The sequence below is a fragment of the Fructilactobacillus sp. X7R7C1 genome, from assembly GCF_059901065.1.
This window is the reverse complement of sequence record NZ_JBWXVF010000003.1, coordinates 65,126-90,020: the sequence shown is the minus strand read 5'-3', so window position 1 is coordinate 90,020 and position 24,895 is coordinate 65,126. Positions and strand designations below refer to the sequence as shown.

Genomic DNA, 24,895 nt, shown 5'->3' with positions numbered 1-24,895 from the left:
TTAAATTACTCCATTCTAGAAGCTTGATTTTCAATAAAGTTGATGTCAGAGTCAGAAAGTTTATACTTTTTAAATAATTGAGCATCAATAGAATCCACAGACTCACTCCAATTAATATCCGAATTTTGAGTAAAGTCTTGCATAGGAACATATTTCCAAACACTTTTCGGATTATCCTGAGTTACTTTCAAAACTCCTAACATAATTCTAGCAAACTTAGTTTTTAAATATTTAAGAAGTGCCTTAGCTTCAATATTACTTTCAAATTGACCAATATTTAAAAATGTATCTGTTGCAATAAAATCAGGATCACAAATCATAGGATGACTAAGTGCTTCACCAATTAACCCATTTCCGTTTGACTTTGGAATAATAACTTTGTATTTATGAGTAAAATCATTATTTTTAACATAATCTTTTCTAATAAATTTCCATACTCTTTTATTATTATCTAGTCCTAAAACTCTATAGAAATTATTCTGATTTACTTTGTTGCCAATTTGGTCTGGGCTTAAAAATATATTTGGAAATTGCTTAAAAGCATTTGAGTTTATCCCATCATGTTTGGTCTTACCTAGTTTTGCGTAAGCATCGACGTTTTCTACAAAGAATTTTTCTGAAAATCTATATGCTGGTCTTGGTGTAACTATTTCTGTTATTGACTTTTTATTAGAATCAGACTTCCAAACTTTATTAAATATGTCCTTTAATTTGTCATTAGGAAGAAATACATTAATGGGTTCATTATTTTCATTAATATCATATGATGTAATTACAACTCCACCCTTAATTTCTGTATTGGGAAATATTTGCTTACCATCCTTAAAATACTTGACTATTTTAAAATGTTTGTCAGAAAGTAATTTTTGCGACCATTGATTTTTACCAGCCAGAAATCTTGCCGGAGTGATAAGAATACTTACATCCGCCAATTTATACGATAAATCCATAAACTGAGGATATAACTGTTCCATGCGCCCTCCTTCTCTAGTTTCTGGTTTTTGATATGGAGGATTACCAACTACAACATCAAACTTCATTTTATTAAAATCCTCCCTAATTTCTTTTACTTCACCATTAATATCATTACGAGAATTTTCTACGATACCATCAATATATTTAATATTTGTTTTAATAGTCTTAAATCCCGTTAATGTACGTTCGGAAATAGTTTTTGCCATTGGTGTCTTTGCAATAACAAAAATATTTTGACATAAAATATTTTCCCAAATATCGTCTTCTTGTTTTGACGTAAACTTGCCAGCCATTCTATTATTTAATTTATCAATGCGTTGTTTATACAAAGATATAGCAGCATATAAAGGATACAATCCAGTTTTAGAATTTATTTCTAATATACTAGTATCATCATAAAATATATCATCAGTTTTATTAGTTTGAATCCAATGATTTGCTGGGATACCACCCTTCATAGTGTCATTATACTCCTCATCAAAAAACGAATATCCGCCAATAGTCATTCCTAATTGCATATTTACAACACGCCATGGAGTCAATACCGTTTCTTTATCTGGATTCTTAAAAGTACCAAAGATTTGAGCTAATTGCTCGGCTCTTTCAACCGGATCTAATAAATCTAAATCCTTAACTTTCTGCCTAATTATTCTTCCTGCGCCAACAAAAATATCAGGATCATAATATTTTACTATTTCCCTGAATTTACCCTTTGTTATGCCTTTTGGCATAAATTCAATCCATGATTTATCATCTACTTTATTTATAAATGTATCAATATCAACATCCTCAGAAATATCAACATTCATACCATAAATCATTAAGGGAATTCGAATTGAAATACCTCTCAATACAGAAATCAATGCTTCTCTTTGCTTCTTTGCATTTTTCTTTTTATTAATAATTTCTTGTTCAGCTTGAGAACGTGATTTTGCAGACTTTTTTTCAAAATCAAGAGATTTTTCATACTCTTCCTGATCTAACCCAGTAGAATTTACTGTAATTTTTATAGGGGCTTTTTCTTTCTTAGTAGTTCCAATAATTTTTTTAATTCCATTAATTTTTTTAATGTCATTTTCATCTAAACTAAACAGTAATTGATCACTATAAATCGAATCATCATCAAATCCAGTCCTTACAGCTTTTTCTGCATAAACCTTCTTTACCTGCCCCATTAAATCATCAATATTATAATTTTTCATTCCATTTCCTGATTCACCAATTACTGGGAAAAAGTTAAGAAGATTTTCCATCTTCTCTGTATGTTTTTTATCGTTTACTTGACCCGCATTTGAATGTAAATTTGTAATACTAGATGCCATCGTAAGTGCTCTATCTGGTGCAAAATCAAATATATAAGCATTTGTTTTCATTCCCATTTTTTCATCAGAAAACGGAGTTTGTGATCTAAAGGCTGCTTGCAAGTATTGAGTAGGACTATTAGTATTTGATAAAAATACAACTCCTGTCCATTCTTTTACATTTATACCTGTAGTTAACTTTCTAACAGTTAATGTAATTGTTTTTGTTTCAGATGGATGCTTTCCGATGGCATCATGGACACGTTGTAAATCACCATCAGTAGCATTATCCTCATGGCCATCTTTTACAACGTTTATAATATTATAATTTTTAAAAATAGGATGTTTCTTCATTAACTTTTCTAATGCATCAGCTTCTTTAACTCCTGGAAGAAGCCAGAGTGTATGTCTCAATTTATTTCTAAAATTTTCAGTTGAAAATGGATACTTGGTATTTTTATTTGTACTAGTAATGTTATCAAGAAATTTTTCTATCCGTTTTTCATAAATAAATTTACCATCATTATTTACCTTAAAAAATTCTTTAAAATCAAAAGACTTATCCAACGTTTCAAATTTATCTTTATTCTTCATTTCAAATGTATACATTGAAACCTTAGGTAGACCTTCATAAGGATTATCATCATTAGGACATTTTTGAGACCAATTTTCTTTAGCTTTCTGTTCATCTACATAATCCCATGTATAGACTTGATCATCCTTATATTGATCAACGATATTAAATGGAGTCCCTGATAATTCTAATACTTTAGTATTTTCTTTTTTAACAGCATTTAATACTCTTTCTGCTAGTTCTGTTTGTGTACCTTCATGTGCTTCATCAATAATTACTAAATCCCAATCAGTATTAAAAAGCTCCTTATTTTTATCACTAGATTTTCCACCTACATAAAATGATCCACGTAGATCTTGTATACTAGCAAAATAAATAAATGGATCTTTTGAATTTAATAAGTTGGTAATAGATTCACCCTTCTTCTTAGATCCAAATTGATATCCATCATTACTTAAACCTGATTTGTTAAAATCTTCAAACCAACTATCTGATACAACAGGACGGTGAGTCATTATTAAAACCTTTTTATATTCTTCTTCTTTAACAAGTTCCAAAGCAGTTAAAGTTTTTCCAAATCGCATTTTGGCATTCCAAAGCATTTTATTATTACTTTTGCTGTTTTTTTCAAAAACTCTTTTTGTCTTCTTAACTGCATCATTCTGTTCAGGACGCAACTTAATTATGGGAGCTTTTGGTTTCACTGTTCCAATAGCACTCTTACCGTCTTTTACTGCTTTAATCGCTTTTTTAACTGTATTTAAATCGGTACGAAACCATTCTTGACCAGCTGTTCCGTTATCCTTCTTAATCCCTGATCTGCTTAAAACATTATGGACATCATAATCATGAAAGAAAGTTTTTGTTTTTTTATTCCAGGCTAATTCAGCCCATTGCAAAATATGTGGGACACCAGATGTCTCCATATATTGATTAATTCTTTTTTCCGCTGAATTTCGCAAATCCACACTATCTGGTGTTGTATCCAATTCCATTTCGTCATTTGGTAATGATGATTCTCCAATTTTTTCTAATCCATCATAAGCTGGGAACTGTCCATTTGAATTGTTGGCTGTTTGAGCATAAATAACTCTTTTTTCCATAGTATTATAAGAAATTACCATTTTAGGAATTACAAAAGAAATATTGTTATTCAAATTATTTGTATATTTATTACTAAACCACACTAATACACTCTGAAGTTTTTTTAATCCATCTAACGCATCACTTTTAGTAATAGTTTCTTCCAATTCATGTGCACTGCTATTACCTATCTTTTTTAATTTATAAAGATCTTCAATTACTGCATCATCAGAAATAAGATTTTGTCTTTTTATTTCGTATAATTTAGTTGCCAATGTATCCCTATTACCAACATTTATATATGCAAAATCTAAAACTTTAGACGCTATATCCTCAACAATCTTTCGAATATTAACAAATTCATCATCATAATGATTTTGAGTATAGAAATCCTCCGCTTTTTTAGCAGGTAAAAAATAATCTTTAGTATCTAAGTCTTCTTTTAAAAATTCAAAATTACTCAAACTATATACCCCATAACATACCAATTAATACGTAACTTATTTAAAATAATTTTACCATTTGGGTCCTTACTTCACAAAAATCATTTAAGTATTATTATCCTAATTAAAAAAGACTGATAAATATACCAGTCTTTTTTTACTCGTCAGATCGTAATCCAGCCGCAAACTCATTAATCTTACGTAATCGATGATTCACGCCGGACTTAGAAATCGGTCCTCCTGGAACCAAATCACCTAACTCCTTTAAACTCACTTCTTGATGCTTCATGCGAACCTCGGCAACGTCTCGAAGCTTTGGTGGCAACTTTTTAAGCCCCACGGTTTCCTTTATAAACTGAATGTTTTCAATTTGCCTAGTTGATGCATTGGCTACCTTATTCATATTGGCATTTTCACAGTTTACAAGTCGGTTAACGGAATTCCGCATGTCTCTGACAATTCGAATGTCCTCAAATTTTAACATAGAATTAGTGGCCCCAATTAATTGCAGAAAATCCGCAATCTTTTCAGCTTCTTTCAGGTACGCAATACACCCGCTTCGTCTCGTGGTAGTTTTAGCGCCCAAATGATAACGATTCATCATCTCCGCAATCATTTCGTTATGATTCTCATACGTTGAATAAATTTCAAGGTGATACCGAGATGTTTCTGGATTATTAACGGATCCCCCCGCTAGGAATGCACCACGTAAGTAAGAACGAACCTGCCCATCATCTTTAAGTAACTCTAATGGCACCCGTTCAATAATCTTGTTTCCATCCAAAATGCCCAAATCATCCAAGATTGCTCTTACATGATGATTCAAACGCACCACGTATAGATTGTTCTTTTTTAGTTTCATCTTTTTTCGAACCAGAACTTCTCCTTCAACGTGATAAAACTGAAGTAAAAGTTGATACAGTCGTCTAGCAATTGCTGGATTTTCGGACTGAACATCTAACACCAGGTGTTTTTCGGATATTTTAAGTGTTCCATTCATTCGAATCAACGCCATCAGTTCTGCTTTTGCGTTAGCTCGATGGACTTCTAGGTTAGTTAATTCTTTTTTGACGTCACTAGCATATGACATCTAATCATCCCCTAATGGCGAATTTTAGGTTGCCCTAATAAACGAATCAGTTCGTCGGACACTAATAGTCCATTATGAAAAGCTCCATGGTCTCTTAATTCAAGAAAATCAGAAGAGATTACCCGACAACCTTGTTTCTTTAAACCCTTAAAATCAGATTTCACTGGTTGAGCTTCATCACCCCAGCGTTGATGATCAATATAACTTGCTGGAACTTTTTTATTGTTAACCAAAACGGTATCGATAAAATTAGTTTTCAAATGACGATTTAAAACCCGGACATGATCAGCATCAGTGAAATTATCGGTTTCACCCTTCTGAGTCATGATATTACAAATATAAACAACTTCCGCGTCGGTCTCAGTAACCGCTTTGCCAACATTATCAACCATCAGGTTGGGTAAGATACTGGTAAACAAGCTTCCCGGTCCCAAAACAATTTGGTCAGCGTTCATGATCGCATTGATCACACTTGGAACTGCCTCTGGCTTCTTATTGCCATCAGTAGATTCAACCCACACTTTTTTAATCATTTTGTCAGAATTGGTAATTTCAGATTCTCCAGACATGGTCGTCCCGTCGGAAAACTCAGCATGTAGCTCTAAACTTTCATCACACACCGGATACACATGCCCGTCGACCTTCATAATGTCGGTCAACTTTTGGATGGCATCAAAAAAGCCGCCACTCATTTCAGAAAGCGCCGCAATTACTAAATTGCCAATGGCATGCCCAGCAAGAAACTTGTCGGAAGATTCAAAGCGATACTGAAAGATATCCAAATCAATCTGAGGCAACGTCGAAAGTGCCACTATAACATTGCGAATATCTCCCGGTGGCAAAACATTAATGTAGTTTCTAAGGATCCCTGATGACCCCCCATCATCAGCCACCGTGACAACAGCGGTAATATCAACATCACGCTTTTTCAAACTTTTTAAAATTACAGGTAAACCGGTTCCTCCTCCAATTACAACCATTTTAGGACGTCCGATTCTTTTACCTACTTTATCAATCATTTATTTAACCCCTTTGTGACGGTTAATGTCTCTATGGGTAACATTAACTGGATATCCAAGTTGATCCTTGATATCCTTAGCCAATCGTTCAACCATTGCAACCGAACGATGTTGACCGCCAGTACAACCGATTGCCATGGTGACAGTCGATTTTCCTTCTTTTTTAAATTTAGGTAACGTAAATTTAACGAGGTCAAAGACTTTTTCATAAAATTCATTAGCTTCATCTTGGTTCATAACGTAGTCATAAACATCTTGATCTTTTCCAGTCTTACTTCTTAACTTAACCACATAAAATGGATTCTTTAAAAAACGCACATCCAAAATAATGTCAGCATCGATTGGAAGCCCATATTTAAATCCAAACGACATTAATTCAACGTGAAATGGCTCTGAATGAGAGAGCTTAAACTTATGAATGATTTCCTCACGTAATTCCTGTGGGGTCAAATCACTTGTATTAATAACAAGATCAGCAGAGTCTTTGACCCTTTTCATTAATTTTCGTTCTTTTTCAATTCCATCAACTACCCGCCCTTTTCGTGCTAAGGGATGGGTTCTCCGGCTTTCTTTATATCGAGACACTAATTTTTCGTCAGAGGCATCGAGAAAAATCACCTGATCCTCAGTGTCTTTGTCGTTAGACATATTAACCAAAGTATCAACAATTTCGCGGTATGAGGCTGGAGCCCTTAAATCAATTACTAAAGCAACCTTCTTAATTTCACTAGAAGTGTGAACCAATTCCATGAACTTCGGAATTAAAGAAGGTGGGATATTATCAACGCAAAAGTACCCTAAATCTTCACATGTTTGCATGGCCAGTGTCTTACCTGCTCCACTCATGCCCGTGATAATCACAAATTGTTCGTTATCTGCCATTTTGATGCCTCCAAACTCTTATAAGTATAACATACCGGGTGTGTCATTTATATAGTCTCAGGATGATTCAAAAAAGAGAGTTAATGAATACTCATTAAACTCCCTTTTGTTTCTCAATGTATTGATTAACTGTATCTGGTTGAACCCCAGGAAAAGCATCCTCAATGCTCTGATTTTCATACTCTTTTTTTAGTTGCTCACCGCGCTGAATTCCAAAATTCATTAATGAGCGATTCTCAGCATATTTCATTAGTTTTGCGGATGGTGTCAAGTTTGGATTATCAACTTTATTTCTAGCGGCCTCATTAGCTTGAACTAGCTCTGGTTTTAAATCATTAGGAGCATGTTCAATTAATTCATCAAGCTGATCCAAGACCCGATAAGTCTTACTCTGTAAAGATGGTGGTAACGGAGCAGTTGGATGTTGTAAAGCGACCCGATTATTTTGATCTTTTGCTTCATTTAAACTTTCGTCAGTCCATTTCTGAGGATTAATGATCCCGTCAACTATTATAAGATGGATGAAATTTAAAGTTTTTAAATTAATCTCTAAAAAGTCAAATGGATCAAGATCAAGGGTCCGAAGTTCAAGATAGTCGAATCCCTCTTCCTTAACAGAATTAATCCCATCTTTAGCCTTCAAGCGCACCGGACCATAAAACTCACTCTCGGAAAATAATTTGTGGGAATTAACCTCATGCTGCAAGTTGTTTACGTATTGACTCAAACTAGCGTAAGAAACATGGATATTATCCAAGTTTTCGTATCCGTATTGACTGGAACGTAAAGAACGGACTGGGACAATCTTTTTTTCAGCACCGAATAAGTGATCTTCTGGATTTTCTGATAGCGGGCTGGCCCCAAAAAGGTACGTTAAAAGCCAACGATATCCTACCAATTGTTGAGCAATTTGAAACAATAGCTCTGACTGTGCCCTTTTCCGACTATCAATGGAATAATTTCGTTGAAAAATCTCAATAATTTGAGCACTGGGTGAATAGTTAAAATGAATGCCACACATGATTTGACGAAAAATTCCGTAGCGTCTCACGAGCCATTTGCGATAATCATCCATCCAAAAACGCTTAAACGTCTTTCTTACAAAATTAACATCATCTTCATCAAGTTTGGGTGGCATCGACATCGGCCAAATAATCTCACTTGGTTCTAGTGTTCCATGAAGAATAGACTGAAGTGATCGCATTTGTAGGAGCACTCCTTTGGTGGTCGTGTGTTTATCCGTAACTAATTCTTCCATACACTCAGCAAAGTCAGTCTGAAAGTGGGTTTTCCCTCGTCGATCACCTAGTTCACGTCTGTGAGCGTAGCGAGAGAGACTGTCATGATTCAGATCAACCCGTTCCTCCTCGATCTCGATGCCAAACGAACCAGCAAAAAGTTCGTTTGGTGAGTTAACAAATTTTGCTTTGCTTCCCATTTTCATCCCTCCAAACCTGTTGATAATTTCACGATTAGTTGATAGGTGAAATTTCCAATAGTTTACACCGCTCATGTGATACGTCAATAGAATTTACTAAACTAATTTCATTTCCGTCACGATTACTACTTTTACCATCCATAAAATTTGAAACTTGAATAAATAAAAATACATTTCGACTGCAAAAGGATCACTTTTGTGGCAAAATGAAACTGTATATATTAGGAGGGAATTGAGATCATGATTGAAAAATATTTAATTGGAACTTACACCATTAATGCTAGCCAGGGGATCTACCAAATCGAGTTAGATACCGACAAAAAAAGATTACAAAACACTCAATTAGTAGCTGAGATTGGTAGTCCTACATATCTTGCTGAGTCAAAAGCCCACAAGATCTACGCCGTTGATCGTAATATGGACGAACCAGAACTCCGTGGTGGAGTGGCAACTTTCGATGGTAAAACCATCCCAGCTAAAGAAATGCAGGAATGCATCGAAAAAGGTACTTCAGCCGCCTTTGTTTCCATTGACGAAAGACGCCAATTTGTCTTTACCGCCAACTACCACATGGGACACGCCAGCGTTTACAAAATCCAAGAAGATGGCACTTTAAAGCTTACCGATCGTGCCCAAGATAATGGAATTCCTGGGCCACTTCCTGAGCAGGCCGACGGACCACACCCTCATTATGCCAATCTAACTCCTGATAATCGACTGGTAGTGTGTGACCTTGGTCTTGACCGCGTCTACCTCTATGATGTTTCTGATCAAGGTAAATTAAACTTAGTCAGCGAAGTCAACGCTCACCCTGGCTTTGGACCACGAAACATTACTTTTGTTCCAGGAACTGGCAAGGGTTACCTTGTTGGTGAACTAAGCAGTAAAGTTGCTGTGATTGACTACAACGAAGAGGCTGGATTATTCACGGTTCAACAAATTGTTTCAACCATTCCTGACGATTGGGAAAGTCACAACGGTGCTGCTGGAATCAAAGTTTCAAAGGACAACCGCTTTGTCTATGTCTCAAACCGTGGTAACGATTCAATTGCGGTATTTAAGATTAAACCAAATGGTGATTTAAAACGAATTCAATTGATTTCAAGTGAAGGTGAGTTCCCTCGCGACTTTAACTTTAGTGCCGATGAATCAATGTTTATCGTTGCTAACCAAAACAGTGACAATGCTACTCTTTACTCACGAGACGCCGATACCGGAAAATTAACTTTGATTCAAAAAGATTTCGAAGTTCCTGAAGGTACCTGTGTGGTTCGACGTAAAAACGTTGACTAATAATTTGTCATTAAAAAACATTTTATTAATTTATGAAGTGCTCTGTAATTTTTAGACATTAATAGGCTCCAAAATGGTTAGGTAAAAACTAACTGATTTGGAGCTTTTTATTATGACTAAATATTTTTTTAACATTAAAGCAAACATTTCAGGTAAGAAAAAAAGACTCACACAGATTAAATATCGGTATGAGTCCTTGAAAGTATGAATTTATAAAAAGGCTAACACCCAAAATGGATGTTAGCCTTTAAACTTATTAATCTCGCTTAATCTTTAAATCACAAACTTACTTGGTTTCTTTTCGGTCTTTAAACCATTTCCCTAAGCCAAAGAAACTGAGAAGTGACAGAAGCATGGTTCCGATCAGGCTTAAGAAGCTATCAGAACTTTGACCAGTTTGTGGTAACGTCGTCTTCTTTTCAGACTTTTTAGCTGGCTTAGCTGCTGGAACTTGCTTTGCTTTGGGTTTAGCTGGTTGAGCCGGTGCTTTAGCAGGAGTTTGTGGGCCTGCTTAGCCTTCGGAGCTTCCGGTTGTGCGGCTGGAACTTCCTTTGGTGCACTTGGCTTAGTTGGTTCTGGTTGTTCCGGTTGTGCTGAAGGTTTCTCTGGTTTGTTTGGAGTTACCGGAGTTTCTGGTTCAGCATTCTTCACATAATGAATTGGGGTATCTTTTCCTAAATCATTGTGATCGATCGGATATGGTGTGCCAGGGACCAACTTGTTCCCGTTCTTATCAACTGGAGTGTATCCAGGAATGTCAGGGATAAGTGGGTTACCAGCATCACTTGGGTTATTGGGATCATTTGGATAAACGATTGGGTTACTGCCCGGAACATCAGGAACTAAGTGACCTAAGGCGTAGTAGACAACGGTTACTTCAGAGTCGTTGGAATCAGCTTTAACCGTTGCTTGTCCAACTGAAGCAGTGTTGGTGTAGTAACCATTGATAACTGGCGAGTTAACCCCACTCAAGACGTCACTCTTAGTCGTCCATGCACTGTAAGTTACCTGACCAGTAACTTGATCAAACATTGCCGTTCTAGTAAAGGTCGTTGATTGAACCACATCATCAGCTAACTTGTTCCCATTCTTATCAACATAGTGAATGGTTCTAGTAACGTTCTTAGTTAGGTCGGACTTGCTGGTTCCGTCAGGATACTTCGGTCCAGTTGGGTTGTTTGGATCCACTGGTTGTCCTGGAGTTCCTGGATTGTCTGGCGTAACTTCTTTACTCTTGTGTTTGAGCACAACCGTAAAGGTTGGGCCATCAGTGTTGAAAGTAAAGCCATCCGCAGGGTATCCGTCGGATACCAATTCATATCCTTGCGCTTCTAACTTAGCAATTTCATCTTTCGTACTGTAATCGGCCTTGCTACCAAACTTACCGTTAACGGTATCACTAGTGATAAGGGCATTACCTTTATCCTGATCAACGTAATTAATGTGAACGACTTCATCGTTAGCGTTGTAGGTAACCGTGACACTTGAATCTGGTGTGTCGGCCGTTGCGGTTTCAGAACCAACACTTGCCTTATCTGGAGTGTATCCCGTAATGGTTGGGGAAACAATTGAACCGAAGACGGCGTTCGTTGAAGTCCAGTTACTGTAAGTTACCTTACCAGTAACTTCATCAAAGGTGGCCGTTCTGTTGAACGTAACCGTTTCAATGCGGTCCTCTGAAGCTTTACTACCGTCAGCATATACATAATGCACGGTTCTAGTGATGGTCTTGGTCAAGTCAGTCTTGCTAGTACCATCTGGATACTTTGGTCCAGTTGGGTTGTTTGGATCAACTGGTTGTCCTGGGTTTCCTGGATTATCCGGAGTAACTTCCTTGGTCTTGTGTTTCAAAACAACCTTGAAAGTTGGGTTATCAGTATTGAAGGTGTAACCATCACCTGGGAAGCCATCGGATACAAGTTCATATCCTTGGGCCTCTAATTTAGCGATTTCGTCCTTCGTACTGTAGTCCGACTTAGAACCGAACTTTCCGTTCAAGTCATCAGTCTTAATAACCTTGTTACCATCATCTTGGTCGATGTACTCAACTTGAGCCTTTTCATCATTGGCGTTGTAGGTAACGGTAACACTAGAATTCGTTGCGTCAGGACCAATTGTTTCTGAACCAACGCTAGCTTTATCTGGAGTGTATCCAGTAATTTCAGGAGATTTGATTGAACCAAAGACCGCATTCTTAGTAGTCCAGTCGCCATAACTAATGATCTTGCCAGTAACTTGGTCGAAGGTTGCCGTTCTAGTGTAGGTAACTGTCTCAACTTGATCGTCAGCAGCTTTACTGCCATCGGCATAAACATAGTGAACGGTTCTCGTAATGTTCTTAGTCAGATCATTTACGCCGGTCCCATCTGGATATTTCGGTCCCGTTGGATTATTTGGATCAACTGGTTGTCCTGGTTGACCCGGATTGTCCGGTGTAACCGTCTTGGTCTTGTGCTTAAAGACAACTTTGAAAGTTGGGTTGTCGGTATTAAATTCGTAGCCATTTGGATAACCGTCAGTGACTAACTCGTAACCCTGACTTTCTAAATCAGCAATTTCAGCCTTAGTAGAGTAATCCGACTTAGAACCAAACTTACCGTTTAAGCTATCAGTTTTAATAACTCGGTTGTTGTCATCTTGATCAATGTACTGAACGTGAGCCTGTTCATCGTTGGCGGTGTAAGTAACCGTGACACTTGAATCTGGCATGTCAGCAGTGGCAGTTTCGGAACCAACCGTCGCTTTATCAGGAGTATATCCCGTAATGGCTGGTGAATCAATTGAGCTAAAGACCGCATTCTTAGTAGTCCAGTCGCCGTAGCTGATAATCTTACCGGTAACCTGGTCGAAGGTTGCCGTTCTAGTGTAGGTAACCGTCTCAACTTGATCATCAGCAGCTTTACTACCGTCAGCGTAAACATAGTGAACGGTTCTTGTAATGTTCTTAGTCAGATCATTTACACCAGTTCCGTCTGGGTACTTTGGTCCAGTTGGATTATTTGGATCCACTGGTTGACCTGGTTGTCCCGGATTATCTGGCGTAACCGTCTTAGTCTTATGCTTCAAAACAACGGTAAAGGTTGGATTGTCAGTGTTGAAAGTAAAGCCATCAGCAGGGTATCCGTCGGATACCAACTCGTAGCCCTTAGCTTCTAAAGTGGCAATTTCATTTTTGGTTGAGTAACCAGATTTACTACCAAACTTACCAGTTAAGTCATCAGTATGAAGAACGGCATCACCGTTATCTTCGTCAACATAGTTAACTACGGCTTTTTGTTCGTTTGCATTATAAGTAACGGTAACACTTCCGTCAGGTGTATCAGCGGTGGCAGTTTCAGAACTAACACTGGTCTTATCAGGGGTGTAACCAGTAATGGCTGGAGAATCAACTTGTCCAAAGACGGAGTTAGTTGAAGTCCAGTCACTGTAAGTTAACTTGCCAGTTACTTCGTCAAAGGTTGCCGTTCTGGTGAAAGTAACGGTTTCTACTTGATCATCAGCTGCTTTACTACCATCAGCGTAAACGTAGTGGATAGTTCTCGTAATTGACTTGGTTAAGTTATCTTTACTAGTTCCATCAGGATATTTTGGTCCCGTTGGGTTATTTGGATCAACTGGTTGTCCCGGTTGACCCGGATTATCTGGCGTAACCGTCTTGGTCTTGTGTTTAAAGATAACTTTGAAAGTTGGGTTGTCGGTATTAAATTCGTACCCATTTGGATAACCATCAGTGACTAATTCGTAACCTTGGGCCTCTAAGCTGGCAATTTCGTTCTTTGTACTGTAATCAGACTTAGAACCAAACTTACCGTTTAAATTGTCAGTCTTGATAACCCTATTACCATCATCTTGGTCAATATACTGAACGTGAGCTTGCTCATCGTTAGCAGTGTATGTGACTTTAACATCTGAATTCTTCGTGTCAGCGGTGGCAGTTAAAGCACCAACGGTCGCTTGATCAGGAGTGTAGCCCGTAATGGCTGGTGAATCAACCGAGCTAAAGACATCATTGTCAGATGTCCAAGCACCATAAGTTATCTCACCAGTTACTTCATCAAAAGTAGCGGTTCTGTTGAACGTAACCGTTTCTACTTGGTCATCTGCGGCTTTACTGCCATCGGCGTAAACGTAGTGGATGGTTCTCGTAATGGACTTAGTTAAGTTGTCCTTGCTAGTGCCATCAGGATACTTCGGTCCCGTTGGGTTGTTAGGATCCACTGGTTGACCTGGGTTTCCGGGGTTATCTGGCGTAACTTCCTTGGTCTTGTGCTTTAAGACAACTTGGAAGGTGGGATTATTGTCGCCAAACTTGTAACCACTTGGGTATCCGTCGGATACCAACTCGTAGCCTTGAGCTTCGTAACTAGCAATTCGATCCGCAGTGCTGTAATCAGATTGACTACCGAACTTGCCGTTTAAGTTATCAGTTACTAGAACTTTATTGCCATTATCTTGGTCAATGTATTCAACATGAGCTTGTTCTTCATTGGCAGTGTAGACAACGGTATGAACATCGTCTTTTCCTTCAGCAGCATCACCCGTTACACTAGCTTGACTTGGTGTGTAACCAGTAATTTTGGGAGAATTAATGACTGGGTTAGCGTTATCGGCTGGCTTCCAGTCACCCCAAGTAATTGAACCAGTCTTTTCGTTCTTAGTCCCCGTTCTAGTAAATGGAACGGTAACAACCTGGTCCTTTGCCATGGTCTTGCCGTTAACATCAACATAGTGAACGGTCACGGTTCCTTTACCACTATTATCAGTTACTGTAGTTAGGGTGTCACTGTAGATCACGGTATGAACATCATCTTTACCTTCAGTGGCGTTCCCAGTAACCGTTGGCTGATCAGGAGTCATATTAGGAACATCTGGTGATGTAATCACTGGATGAGCATTGTCTGCTGGTTCCCAGTCGCCCCAAGTAATGTTACCAGTCTCATTATCTCTAGTACCAGTTCTCGTAAACGGCACGGTCATCGTCTTATCAGGTGCAACGGTGTTGCCGTTAGCGTCCTTGTAGTGAACGGTAATGTTTCCCTTACCACTATTATCAGTCACTTGACTAGTAGCGGGACCATAAGGGACCTTGGTATCTGAACCGGGATCCGTAATTGGGTATGGATAAGTCCCATCTGGACCTGGTTTTAATGGTTGACTTGGATCATGGGGATCCATTGGAATCATGTCAGGAATATTGGGTAATTGAGGTTGTTGTGCTTTAGTAGGATCGTCTGGTTGCGTTTCGTATGGAACATCATGGGATCCATTGTCAATCGGATTGCCATTGGAATCAACTGGAACTAATTTTCCCAGTTGAGCAACTCCAAAGTCAATTTTCCGTGATTGTGGCACATAAATTGACAAAAGGATAATTCTACCGTATCCATCAATACTCCAAGAATACTGCTTGTTAGCAGGATCATACATATAATTTGCATCAATGTAATAAGTATCTTGACCATCACTACCTTGAATTAAATTACCATCTTTATCAAAGAGTTGAACTTTCATACCACCATGATCATCAGTCTCAGTATAAACAAGACGATAACCCTCTCTATAATATTCAGTCCACACAGTACCAGGAACACCAAAGTTTGAAACAGAGCCGGACGCGTTAGTAGGTTGTGTAGAAATATAATAAGTGGTTGGGATTTCTGGTGGTAATCCACTTATCGTATAATGTTGACCAGCAATTCCCTTGTAAGTTTTAGTAACCATTACTTGCCCGGTATCACGGCTAGTCCATGTAACTACTTGATCAACAACCTCTGGAGTTATAATTGACATCTGACCAAGTGGAACAGCACTATCACTAGAATTGTTATAGAACCACTCTTTAATAAGTGAATAACCATCTGGTTGGTCGGCATTGAAACCAACTCCAGTATTATGATCATCCCACTTGTAGTAATGCAATCCATCAACGTTAGTGGAAGACAAAGTTGTACCATTATCCTTTAATAGATAAGTTCCAATTACATTACCATCAGCATCAATTTCGTTTACATAAACAGTTCCATCACCATTACGATCAGTTGACCAAACTAACCACTTAACTTTGGTTGTGCCTTCTGGGGCATTAACACTTACATATCCGTAAGTATAGTGCTCTTCATCAGGATCGACCCAAGGAACTCCTAGTGTCTTATAATCTGGATCTTGCATGTCAACGTTGAATGGTTGTCTTTCGGCAAAATTGGTAGTTGCAACTTTAGCTTGACCATCATCGGTGGCTAAAGCTGCCGCCGTTTGCTTCATGGCTGCTGCTTGATCATCAGCCTTTTGGTTAGCATCTACCGCAGCGTCTTGCTTGTTTACTGCGTTATCACTTGTAGTTGCTTTCTGATCGGAATTTTGATCAGCTGATTGATCTTTTAATGCATTGGCTACTTTATTAGTCGTGTCATCATTCTTAGTTGCGTCTTGTTTAGTGGCATCAGAGTCAGCTTTTTTATCAGTTGATTGATCCTGTGTGGCATCTTTCTTCTGGTTAGAAGCATCGTCGTTCTTGGTGGCGTCTTGGTCAGTCTGCTTGTCAGCTGATTGATCTTGTGCGGCATCTTTCTTTTGGTCAGATGCATCATTATTTTTAGTGCCACTTTGGTCAGTCTGATTATCTGATGTGGTGTCATTATTTTTGGCTATGTTTTGATCAGAAGACTTATTTTGTGATGAGTCGGTCTGCTTAGCTGAAACATCATCATTCTTGGTAACATTTTGATCAGTTGTATCGTTTTGTGATGAATTAGCTTGTGTATTTGCTGCCTCATCACTCTTGGTGACGTTCTGATCAGTTGCCGGATCATTGGTAGTCTGATTTTGCGGTACTGTTACTTGCTTATCAGACGAATCACTATTTTGTGAATTCATCTGAGCGTTGTTAGTAACGTCCGCTTTCACATTATGTTGGTTAGACATAAGGATTCCGCCTGAAATCCCGGCTGAAAACATCGTGACTGTAATTGCACTGAACAGCCATCGTTTACCAGCTTTATACATCTTATAATGTGTTTTGCTATCACGATTAAACATATAAATAAAAACCTGCCCTTCTAATTTCAAATTAATCTATACTTACCGGCCTACTTAGCCTTAAGTAATTATTGCACAATCTGAAATTAAATTGAACACAACCGTATTTTATACAATATGAGTAAAACAAAGGCATACATAGCAGTGTTTTCCACGATTAACCAATGCATGGAGGTAATTGTTTCTCATTGTGTGTAAATAAAACGAAAAATCGTAATGGTTTTGTAACATTAGCTGCGTAAGTCCAATGATAGCAACGTAATTCTTACTTTTTCCTAATAATAATTTTAAATGTTAATTAGTGATTGTACATAATGAAAATGACAGTCAAATTCAACGCCAAGTATAGCAACAAGATGCTCCGCAAGCCCCGCTTAATCGCACTATGTGAGAATTACCGTGAAAATTAATTTGCTAATAAATCATTAGCAAAACATAAAATCATTCCTTGTGATGTTTACCAACATTGGTTTTTACTGGATTACGTGGCTGCTTGTGAATAAAATTATAAAAGAAATCACATTATATTAATTATAATTAAATTCACATTCATTATTCTCTTAATGTGTAAAAAGCCTTAGTTATCCGAAAGAGTTAGAACAACTCTCGCTAGTGAATAACTCTCTTCAAAGGGTTTGATGATAAACGAATTTCTAAAAAAAAGGATTCATACCAATTTAAATCGGTATGAATCCTTAGAAGTATAGATTTATATAAAAAATCTAAATATTATACGACGCTTTATTATTGCAAATTGCTTTTTTCCTATCTAATTATTCGTTATCAAGGTCACTGTCGATGTCATCTTTAGCATCTTGGGCTTTGTTCATAAAGTTCCCCTTACTGCTTTGTAGGTCACCTTTGATCTTATCCATGGTGTCACCAGAGATAGCACCCTTAATTTGCTGTGCCTTACCTTGGGCAACGTCACTCAAGTTATCGATGCGGTCAGCAATATCGTCTAAATCATAACGATCTTCAAGTACTAAGTAACCTAACACGATGTTTGCACCCAAACTAAAACCTAAAAGTAAATTCTTCATAATGACCCTCCATATTGATTAATAATTCAATATAATAGTATCATGCCTGTAAAATAATAACTAGTAAAGACTTCCCCCATTAAGATATTAATTAAGAATTAATCCAAAAAAGACACCTCATTAATTTAAGGTGTCTTAATTAATTTTATAGTTTGTGAGCAAATGCCAGCATAATCATGTTAATTCCTGCCACTAACAAAACAATTCCCACAATTATAGCTAAAACCTTAGCAGCTAGACTTGGGTCTAACAGTAAGAAAATTCCTAAAAATAGTGTAATAAGATCAAAAACAAGTGACGTCCAGAAGACCCCACCGTTAAACTTACGAATGTGATCAACTACAATCAACTGACAGATTGAGTAAACCAGAATCCAAACTGCAAATAGGATCCCTAGGGTAAAGGTCCCAGCATGAACGTTAAACAGGAACAATAGTGCTAACAAGATTTCAATCGCACCACCAATTAACATCGTAAAACTTCGATAGCCAATTTCTTGACTTAACTTTCGATAGACCCAAATTGATTTTACCCCGGCAACTAATGCAACGACGGCGAATATGATCGCCAAAACAGCAGCACTTGTAGTTGGGTGGAAGAACATCAAAACAGCGGCTAATAATAAGACAACGCCAAATAGACATTCAAACCAATCAAATCCCCATTTTTTATCTTCGTACATCATAAATATGACCTCCAATAGTTTGTTTCAACCATATTTTACCACATCTACTTCTGCTGATGCTGTTGAGCTTCAATGGTTCGCTTAGTATCACGCTCTAAGACTGGTTTTAAATACTCGCCGGTATAACTATTTTTCAGTTTAACAATCTGTTCTGGGGTTCCGGTTCCAACCACATATCCGCCGGCAGCGCCACCTTCTGGACCGAGGTCGATCACGTGGTCAGCCTCTTTAATAACGTTTAAATTGTGTTCAATGATCAGAACGGTATTTCCCTTATCAACAAGTTTAGAAAGGACCCCAATTAATCGTTTGATGTCATCAGTATGAAGTCCCGTAGTGGGTTCGTCAAGAATATAAAAGTTATTTCCAGTTGAACGCTTATGGAGTTCAGAAGCTAACTTCATTCGTTGTGCTTCTCCACCTGACAAGGTATTAGCTGGTTGACCTAATTTCACGTAACCAAGTCCCACGTCAGAAATGGTCTGCAACTTTCGCGTAATCTTTGGGATGGCTTTGAAAAACTCTAACGACTCATTCACGGTCATGTCAAGAACTTCAGCGATATTTTTTCCCTTGTATTGAATTTCAAGCGTTTCAGAATTATACCGTTTTCCATGACAAACTTCACACGGAACGTAAACATCGGGTAGAAAGTTCATCTCAATCTTCAAGATTCCATCACCATGACAAGTCTCACAACGACCACCCTTGATGTTAAAACTAAACCGTCCCTTTTTATACCCGCGAAGTTTGGCCTCGTTAGTTTGGGCAAACAAGCCCCGAATATCATCAAAGACTCCAGTGTATGTAGCTGGATTACTTCGAGGGGTTCGGCCAATCGGACTTTGATCAATACTTACTAGTTTTTCAATGTTCTTCCATCCAGTGATTGATTTATACTTGCCTGGTTTTTCCGAATTATGATTCAGCTTCTGGGCCAAGGCTCGTTTTAAGATATCATTAACCAACGTAGACTTTCCGGAACCAGAAACTCCCGTCACCACGTCAAACTTACCAAGTGGAAATTTAACGGTAATGTCTTTGAGATTATTTTCTAAAGCACCCTTTAGGGTGACGTTTTTGCCGTTCCCCTTTCGTCGTTTTAAGGGAACGGGAATAAACTTCTTTCCAGAGAGATATTGACCAGTTAATGATTTCGGATTTTGAGCCACTTGTTCTGGAGTCCCGGTGGCAACAATCTTACCACCCTTCTCTCCTGCTCCTGGACCAACATCGATTAAATAATCGGCCGAACGCATCGTATCTGAATCATGTTCAACGATAACTAACGTATTTCCTAGATCACGCATCTTTTTCAGGGACTTAATTAAGCGATCATTATCACGCTGATGAAGACCAATGGATGGTTCATCAAGTACATACAAAATTCCTGAGAGATTTGAACCAATCTGGGTTGCAAGTCGAATTCTCTGTGCTTCACCACCAGAAAGCGTTCGGGCCGATCTGGAAAGGGTCAAATAATTCAATCCAACGTTTTCCAAAAATTCCAGTCGGTCACAGATTTCCTTAATAATTGGATGAGCAACAACCGTATCTTGTTCACCAAAAGTAAGGTGACTAAAGAATTGGCGTTCGTCAGCAATATTCATATCAGAAACCTCACCGATGTGTTTACCATCAATTTTAACGGCCAAGGCCTTTTCGTTTAGACGGTACCCATGACAAGTCTGACAAGTTAATTCTGTCATGTACTTTTCCATTTGTTCTCGAGTGAAATTACTGTTGGTTTCATGATAACGGCGTTTAACGTTGTTAAGGACTCCTTCAAAGGGAGCGTCAACATCGCGAACTCCACCAAAATCACTCTTGTAGTGAAAATGGAACGTTTTCCCCTTGGAACCATTCATCAATAGATCACGCTGTTTCTTTGGTAATTTACGGTATGGAGTATCCATATCAATATTAAAAGCTTTACAAGCCTGCTCTAACATTGCTGGATAGTATTTTGAGCTAATTGGATTCCATGGTTCAATTGCTCCCTCATTAAGCGTCTTATCTTGATCTGGGACCACTAAATCGTTATCGACTTCCAACTTAACTCCTAATCCATCACACTCAGGACATGCTCCATATGGGGCATTAAATGAAAAAAGACGTGGTTCAAGTTTCCCAACCGTAAAACCACAAATCGGACAAGAGTAATGTTCCGAAAACACCATCGGCTCTCGCTTACCAAGAAAGTCGGCAATGGCATATCCATCACTTAGACGTAAAGCTGTCTCAAGTGAATCTGACAATCGTGAATTAATCCCGTCTCTAACGACAATTCGGTCAACTACCACGTCAATGTTATGACGCTTATTTTTATCTAAATCAAAATCTTCGGTCGCATCATGGATTTCACCATCTACTCGGACTCTTACAAAGCCTTCCCGCTTAATCTTTTCAAAAACTTTTTTGTGTTGCCCCTTTTTGTCACGGACAACTGGTGACATAATCTGCAATTTAGTTCGTTCAGGGAGGGCCATGATTTCGTCAATCATTTGATCGACGGATTGACTAGTAATGACCGTTCCATCATTTGGACAAATTGGCGTCCCAACTCTTGCCCACAATAAACGTAAATAATCATTAATCTCAGTGACAGTTCCAACGGTTGAACGAGGATTTTTTGAAGTTGTTTTCTGATCAATTGAAATGGCTGGACTAAGTCCCTCAATCGAATCAACGTCAGGTTTATCCATTTGACCCAAAAATTGTCTAGCATAAGAGGAAAGACTTTGGACATAACGGCGTTGACCTTCAGCGTAAAGGGTATCAAAAGCTAAAGAACTCTTACCTGAACCCGATAAACCGGTCATTACCACCATTTTATTCTTGGGGACATCAACATTTACGTCTTTTAGATTATGTTCACGGGCGCCTTTAATTTTAATGACGTCATTTGCCATCTAACCACCTCACTTTTTCTTTTTCTCACCCTTAAGCTGCATCACGGTATCCCTTAAGTTAGCAGCTTGCTCAAAATCAAGTTTTTTGGCTGCCGCTCTCATTTCGTCCTCTAAATTATCAATCATTTCCTTTTGATCCTTAGCACTCATTTGGTCAAAATCGGATTCAACAAAGCTTCCATTAGTATTATCATCGTTGTTTTTCTCGCCCTGTTTATACGCAGAAATGGCCTTAGGAATTGGTTTGATAATGGTCTTAGGGGTAATGTTGTGTTCCTGATTGTACTTCATCTGAATGGAACGACGACGGGCAGTTTCATCCATCGCGTACTTCATCGAATCGGTAACGTTGTCCGCGTACATAATAACATGTCCGTGTGAATTACGAGCTGCTCTTCCAATTGTTTGTACAAGGGAACGTTTGTCACGCAAAAAGCCTTCCTTATCAGCATCCAAGATTGCAATCAATGATGTTTCGGGAACGTCAATCCCTTCACGCAACAGGTTAATTCCAACTAAAACATCAAACTTACCCAAACGTAAATCACGTAAAATTTGGGTTCTTTCGAGGGTTTTAATATCACTGTGCAAGTATTTCACTTTAATTCCCAAATCTTTTAGATAATCGGTTAAATCTTCTGCCATCTTCTTGGTTAAGGTCGTAACGAAGGTACGCTCGTTATTTTGAACTCGTTTATTGATTTCACCAACCAAATCATCCATTTGATCTTTCGTGGGACGAACTTCAACGGTTGGATCAAGTAGTCCAGTTGGACGAATAATTTGTTGGACAACGTGATTAGTCTTGTCCTCTTCATATGGACCCGGAGTGGCTGACATATAAACTACTTGATTAACCCGTTTTTCAAACTCAGGTAACTTTAATGGTCGATTATCAAGCGCGCTGGGAAGTCTAAATCCATAATCAATTAATTGCTGCTTTCTAGCCTTATCACCGTTAAACATTCCACCGATTTGCGGAACCGTTCGATGTGATTCATCAATGAACATCAAATAATCTTTGGGGAAAAAGTCCAATAATGTGTATGGAGCTTCGCCAGGTTTTCTGCGGTCCATATAACGAGAATAATTTTCAATCCCAGTTGTATATCCCATTTCACGCATCATTTCAATGTCATAGGTAGTTCTTTGTTTTAGTCTTTGAGCTTCAAGTAGTTTGCCCTTTTTCTCAAAGTTAGCAACCTGTTTTACCATTTCATCCTTGATTTCAGGTAAAGCCACATCCATCGTTTCCTTGTTAGTCAAGAAGTGAGTGGCAGGAAAAATTGTAATCTGTTTTCGTTCACCGATAACTTCACCAGTCAACGTGTCAACTTCAGTAATTCGGTCAATCTCGTCACCGAAAAATTCGATCCGATAGGCATGTTCATTTCTAGAAGCCGGAAAGACTTCTACTACATCACCATGTACACGAAAGCGACCACGTTGAAAATCAATATCATTTCTATCAAACTGAATGTTAACTAGTTGACGCAAAAAGACATCACGCTCTAGTTGTTGCCCAACGTGTAACGACACGGTGTGGTCTTGGTACTCTTTTGGACTTCCTAATCCGAAGATTGAAGAAACCGAAGCAACGACAATCACATCATTTCGTTCTAGTAGAGCACTGGTTGCAGCGTGTCGAAGTTGGTCAATCTCGTCATTAATAGAAGCATCCTTTTCAATATAGGTATCACTGGAAGGAACATAGGCCTCAGGCTGATAAAAATCATAATAACTCACAAAATACTCGACCGCATTATTAGGAAACAACTGCTTGAGCTCACTATAAAGTTGCCCAGCCAAAGTTTTATTGTGAGATAACACTAGCGTGGGTTTGTTAATGTTCTTAATCACGTTTGCCATGGTGTAGGTTTTACCCGTTCCGGTGGCACCCAAAAGGACCTGATCACGATCTCCATTTTTGATTCCTTGAGTCAATTCCTTAATGGCTTCAGGCTGATCACCAGTTGGAGTAAATTTCGAAACTAGGTCAAAATTATTATTCGTTTTTTTAATCATATTGGCACCTCTTCTTAAACTCGGAAAAAAAGGAGAAAGCATTAACTTTCTCCCGTTACTTATAATAATTCTAGCATACGAACATACTTTCGCAAAGCAATTAGACCAAAGCTTCCATACAAAAAGAGCAGATCGACTCTGCTCTTTTTCGTTTAATCTTTAGTTTTAAGCTCTTCGACGTAATTGAAGACACCCTGACCTGCAGTTCCGCCATCGCCGACCGCAGTCGTAATTTGACGTAAGTGTTTCTTTCGCACGTCACCAACCGCAAAGACACCAGGTATCTTAGTTTTCATTTCATCATCCGTGTCGATCCAACCTTGTTCATCTGTGATGCCAAGGTTTTTGAAGGCAGCTGTCATTGGTAAAATACCAACGTAAATAAACACACCAGAAGCTTTAATATTAGTGGTTTCACCAGTCTGGTTGTTTTTAACCGCAACCCCGGTTACTTTTTGACCGTCACCTTCAATATCAGTAACGTTACTGTTCCAGACAAAATCGATATTGTCCTTATCAAAGGCCCGCTTCTGCAGAATCTTCTGGGCCCGAAGTTGATCACGTCTGTGAATGACCGTAACGTGCTTTACGATATTGGATAGATAAGTAGCTTCCTCAATCGCAGAGTCACCGCCACCAACGACAACAACGTCTTCGCCTTTAAAGAAGGCGCCATCACAAACCGCACAGTAAGAAACACCTTTTCCACTGTAGTCTTGCTCACCGGGAACTCCGAGTTTCTTGTACTCAGAACCAGCACCAATAATTACAGAAGGAGCCTCATAGTCACCGTCTTCAGTCTTAACAATCCGTTTATCGCCATCAATGTCAATGCCAGTAACGGTTCCGTAGCCATACTCAGCACCAAACTGAGTACTCCCATCGTACATTTTTTTAGATAGATCTGGTCCTAAGACTGATTTAAATCCAGGATAATTCTCAATTTCGGCAGTGTTGTTCATCTGTCCACCATAGATCCCACGATCAAGCATTAATACAGATAGTTCGGCTCGTGATGCATACAATGCCGCCGTCATTCCGGCTGGACCAGCACCGATTACAATTACATCATACTTTTTTGCCATTATATCGCCTCA

12 protein-coding genes and 1 pseudogene are annotated in these 24,895 nt (G+C 38.4%); 1 reads left to right on the top strand and 12 read right to left on the bottom strand.

Features of this window, described 5'->3' with window-relative positions; genetic code table 11:
• Window positions 1-5: 5 nt before the first annotated feature.
• The 5 genes from AC6UDC_RS05265 to AC6UDC_RS05245 all read right to left on the bottom strand — a co-directional run bounded on the left by AC6UDC_RS05265 (window position 6) and on the right by AC6UDC_RS05245 (window position 8,805).
• Window positions 6-4,397, bottom strand: a complete 4,392-nt coding sequence (locus tag AC6UDC_RS05265) for an Eco57I restriction-modification methylase domain-containing protein (RefSeq protein WP_500721650.1) — start codon at window positions 4,395-4,397, stop codon at window positions 6-8.
• 136 nt (window positions 4,398-4,533) lie between these two features.
• Window positions 4,534-5,466: a DNA-binding protein WhiA gene (gene whiA / locus AC6UDC_RS05260; protein WP_500707326.1), complete on the bottom strand. Its 933-nt coding sequence runs from the start codon at window positions 5,464-5,466 to the stop codon at window positions 4,534-4,536.
• A gap of 11 nt (window positions 5,467-5,477) precedes the next feature.
• Window positions 5,478-6,485, bottom strand: a complete 1,008-nt coding sequence (gene mgfK / locus AC6UDC_RS05255) for a gluconeogenesis morphogenetic factor MgfK (RefSeq protein ID WP_500699770.1) — start codon at window positions 6,483-6,485, stop codon at window positions 5,478-5,480.
• Entirely contained in the window at window positions 6,486-7,367 is an 882-nt protein-coding gene (rapZ, locus tag AC6UDC_RS05250) for an RNase adapter RapZ (RefSeq protein ID WP_500707325.1), read from the bottom strand.
• Window positions 7,368-7,461: 94 nt separating this feature from the next.
• The gene (locus AC6UDC_RS05245; RefSeq protein WP_500721647.1) at window positions 7,462-8,805 is read right to left on the bottom strand and encodes a glutamate--cysteine ligase; all 1,344 of its coding nucleotides are present in this window, start codon (window positions 8,803-8,805) and stop codon (window positions 7,462-7,464) included.
• Between the two features lie 240 nt (window positions 8,806-9,045).
• Between AC6UDC_RS05245 and AC6UDC_RS05240 the strand changes: the two genes are divergently transcribed.
• Complete coding sequence (locus AC6UDC_RS05240) at window positions 9,046-10,098, top strand: lactonase family protein (protein WP_500696013.1); 1,053 nt, start codon at window positions 9,046-9,048, stop codon at window positions 10,096-10,098.
• A gap of 286 nt (window positions 10,099-10,384) precedes the next feature.
• On the opposite strand, the pseudogene AC6UDC_RS05235 reads toward AC6UDC_RS05240, so the two are convergent.
• From AC6UDC_RS05235 to trxB, 7 genes and pseudogenes are all read right to left on the bottom strand, one after another.
• Window positions 10,385-10,477: pseudogene (locus AC6UDC_RS05235) on the bottom strand (hypothetical protein); the annotation flags it as partial.
• Complete coding sequence (locus AC6UDC_RS05230; RefSeq protein WP_500721643.1) at window positions 10,468-17,133, bottom strand: mucin-binding protein; 6,666 nt, start codon at window positions 17,131-17,133, stop codon at window positions 10,468-10,470. The pseudogene AC6UDC_RS05235 and the gene AC6UDC_RS05230, both read right to left, overlap by 10 nt.
• Window positions 17,134-17,906: 773 nt before the next feature.
• Window positions 17,907-18,176, bottom strand: coding sequence for a CsbD family protein (locus AC6UDC_RS05225; protein ID WP_500696116.1), 270 nt, complete (start codon window positions 18,174-18,176; stop codon window positions 17,907-17,909).
• 145 nt (window positions 18,177-18,321) lie between these two features.
• The gene (locus tag AC6UDC_RS05220; protein WP_500696117.1) at window positions 18,322-18,861 is read right to left on the bottom strand and encodes an HdeD family acid-resistance protein; all 540 of its coding nucleotides are present in this window, start codon (window positions 18,859-18,861) and stop codon (window positions 18,322-18,324) included.
• A 44-nt stretch (window positions 18,862-18,905) separates the two neighbouring features.
• Window positions 18,906-21,773: an excinuclease ABC subunit UvrA gene (gene uvrA, locus AC6UDC_RS05215; RefSeq protein ID WP_500696118.1), complete on the bottom strand. Its 2,868-nt coding sequence runs from the start codon at window positions 21,771-21,773 to the stop codon at window positions 18,906-18,908.
• A 9-nt stretch (window positions 21,774-21,782) separates the two neighbouring features.
• Window positions 21,783-23,798 carry an excinuclease ABC subunit UvrB gene (gene uvrB / locus AC6UDC_RS05210; RefSeq protein ID WP_500694435.1) on the bottom strand — a complete coding sequence of 672 codons (2,016 nt, stop codon included), beginning with the start codon at window positions 23,796-23,798 and terminating at the stop codon, window positions 21,783-21,785.
• Window positions 23,799-23,950: 152 nt separating this feature from the next.
• Window positions 23,951-24,883 (bottom strand): thioredoxin-disulfide reductase, encoded by a 933-nt coding sequence (gene trxB / locus AC6UDC_RS05205; protein ID WP_500699851.1) that lies wholly within the window; start codon window positions 24,881-24,883, stop codon window positions 23,951-23,953.
• Between the last annotated feature and the right edge of the window lie 12 nt (window positions 24,884-24,895).

Bases quoted from the DNA above. Each gene is read 5' to 3' on its own strand.
- rapZ (WP_500707325.1), bottom strand. From the start codon at position 7,367: ATGGCAGATAACGAACAATTTGTGATTATCACGGGCATGAGTGGAGCA.
- AC6UDC_RS05225 (WP_500696116.1), bottom strand. From the start codon at position 18,176: ATGAAGAATTTACTTTTAGGTTTTAGTTTGGGTGCAAACATCGTGTTA.
- AC6UDC_RS05245 (WP_500721647.1), bottom strand. From the start codon at position 8,805: ATGGGAAGCAAAGCAAAATTTGTTAACTCACCAAACGAACTTTTTGCT.
- trxB (WP_500699851.1), bottom strand. From the start codon at position 24,883: ATGGCAAAAAAGTATGATGTAATTGTAATCGGTGCTGGTCCAGCCGGA.
- mgfK (WP_500699770.1), bottom strand. From the start codon at position 6,485: ATGATTGATAAAGTAGGTAAAAGAATCGGACGTCCTAAAATGGTTGTA.
- uvrB (WP_500694435.1), bottom strand. From the start codon at position 23,798: ATGATTAAAAAAACGAATAATAATTTTGACCTAGTTTCGAAATTTACT.
- AC6UDC_RS05230 (WP_500721643.1), bottom strand. From the start codon at position 17,133: ATGTTTAATCGTGATAGCAAAACACATTATAAGATGTATAAAGCTGGT.
- whiA (WP_500707326.1), bottom strand. From the start codon at position 5,466: ATGTCATATGCTAGTGACGTCAAAAAAGAATTAACTAACCTAGAAGTC.
- AC6UDC_RS05220 (WP_500696117.1), bottom strand. From the start codon at position 18,861: ATGATGTACGAAGATAAAAAATGGGGATTTGATTGGTTTGAATGTCTA.
- uvrA (WP_500696118.1), bottom strand. From the start codon at position 21,773: ATGGCAAATGACGTCATTAAAATTAAAGGCGCCCGTGAACATAATCTA.
- AC6UDC_RS05240 (WP_500696013.1), top strand. From the start codon at position 9,046: ATGATTGAAAAATATTTAATTGGAACTTACACCATTAATGCTAGCCAG.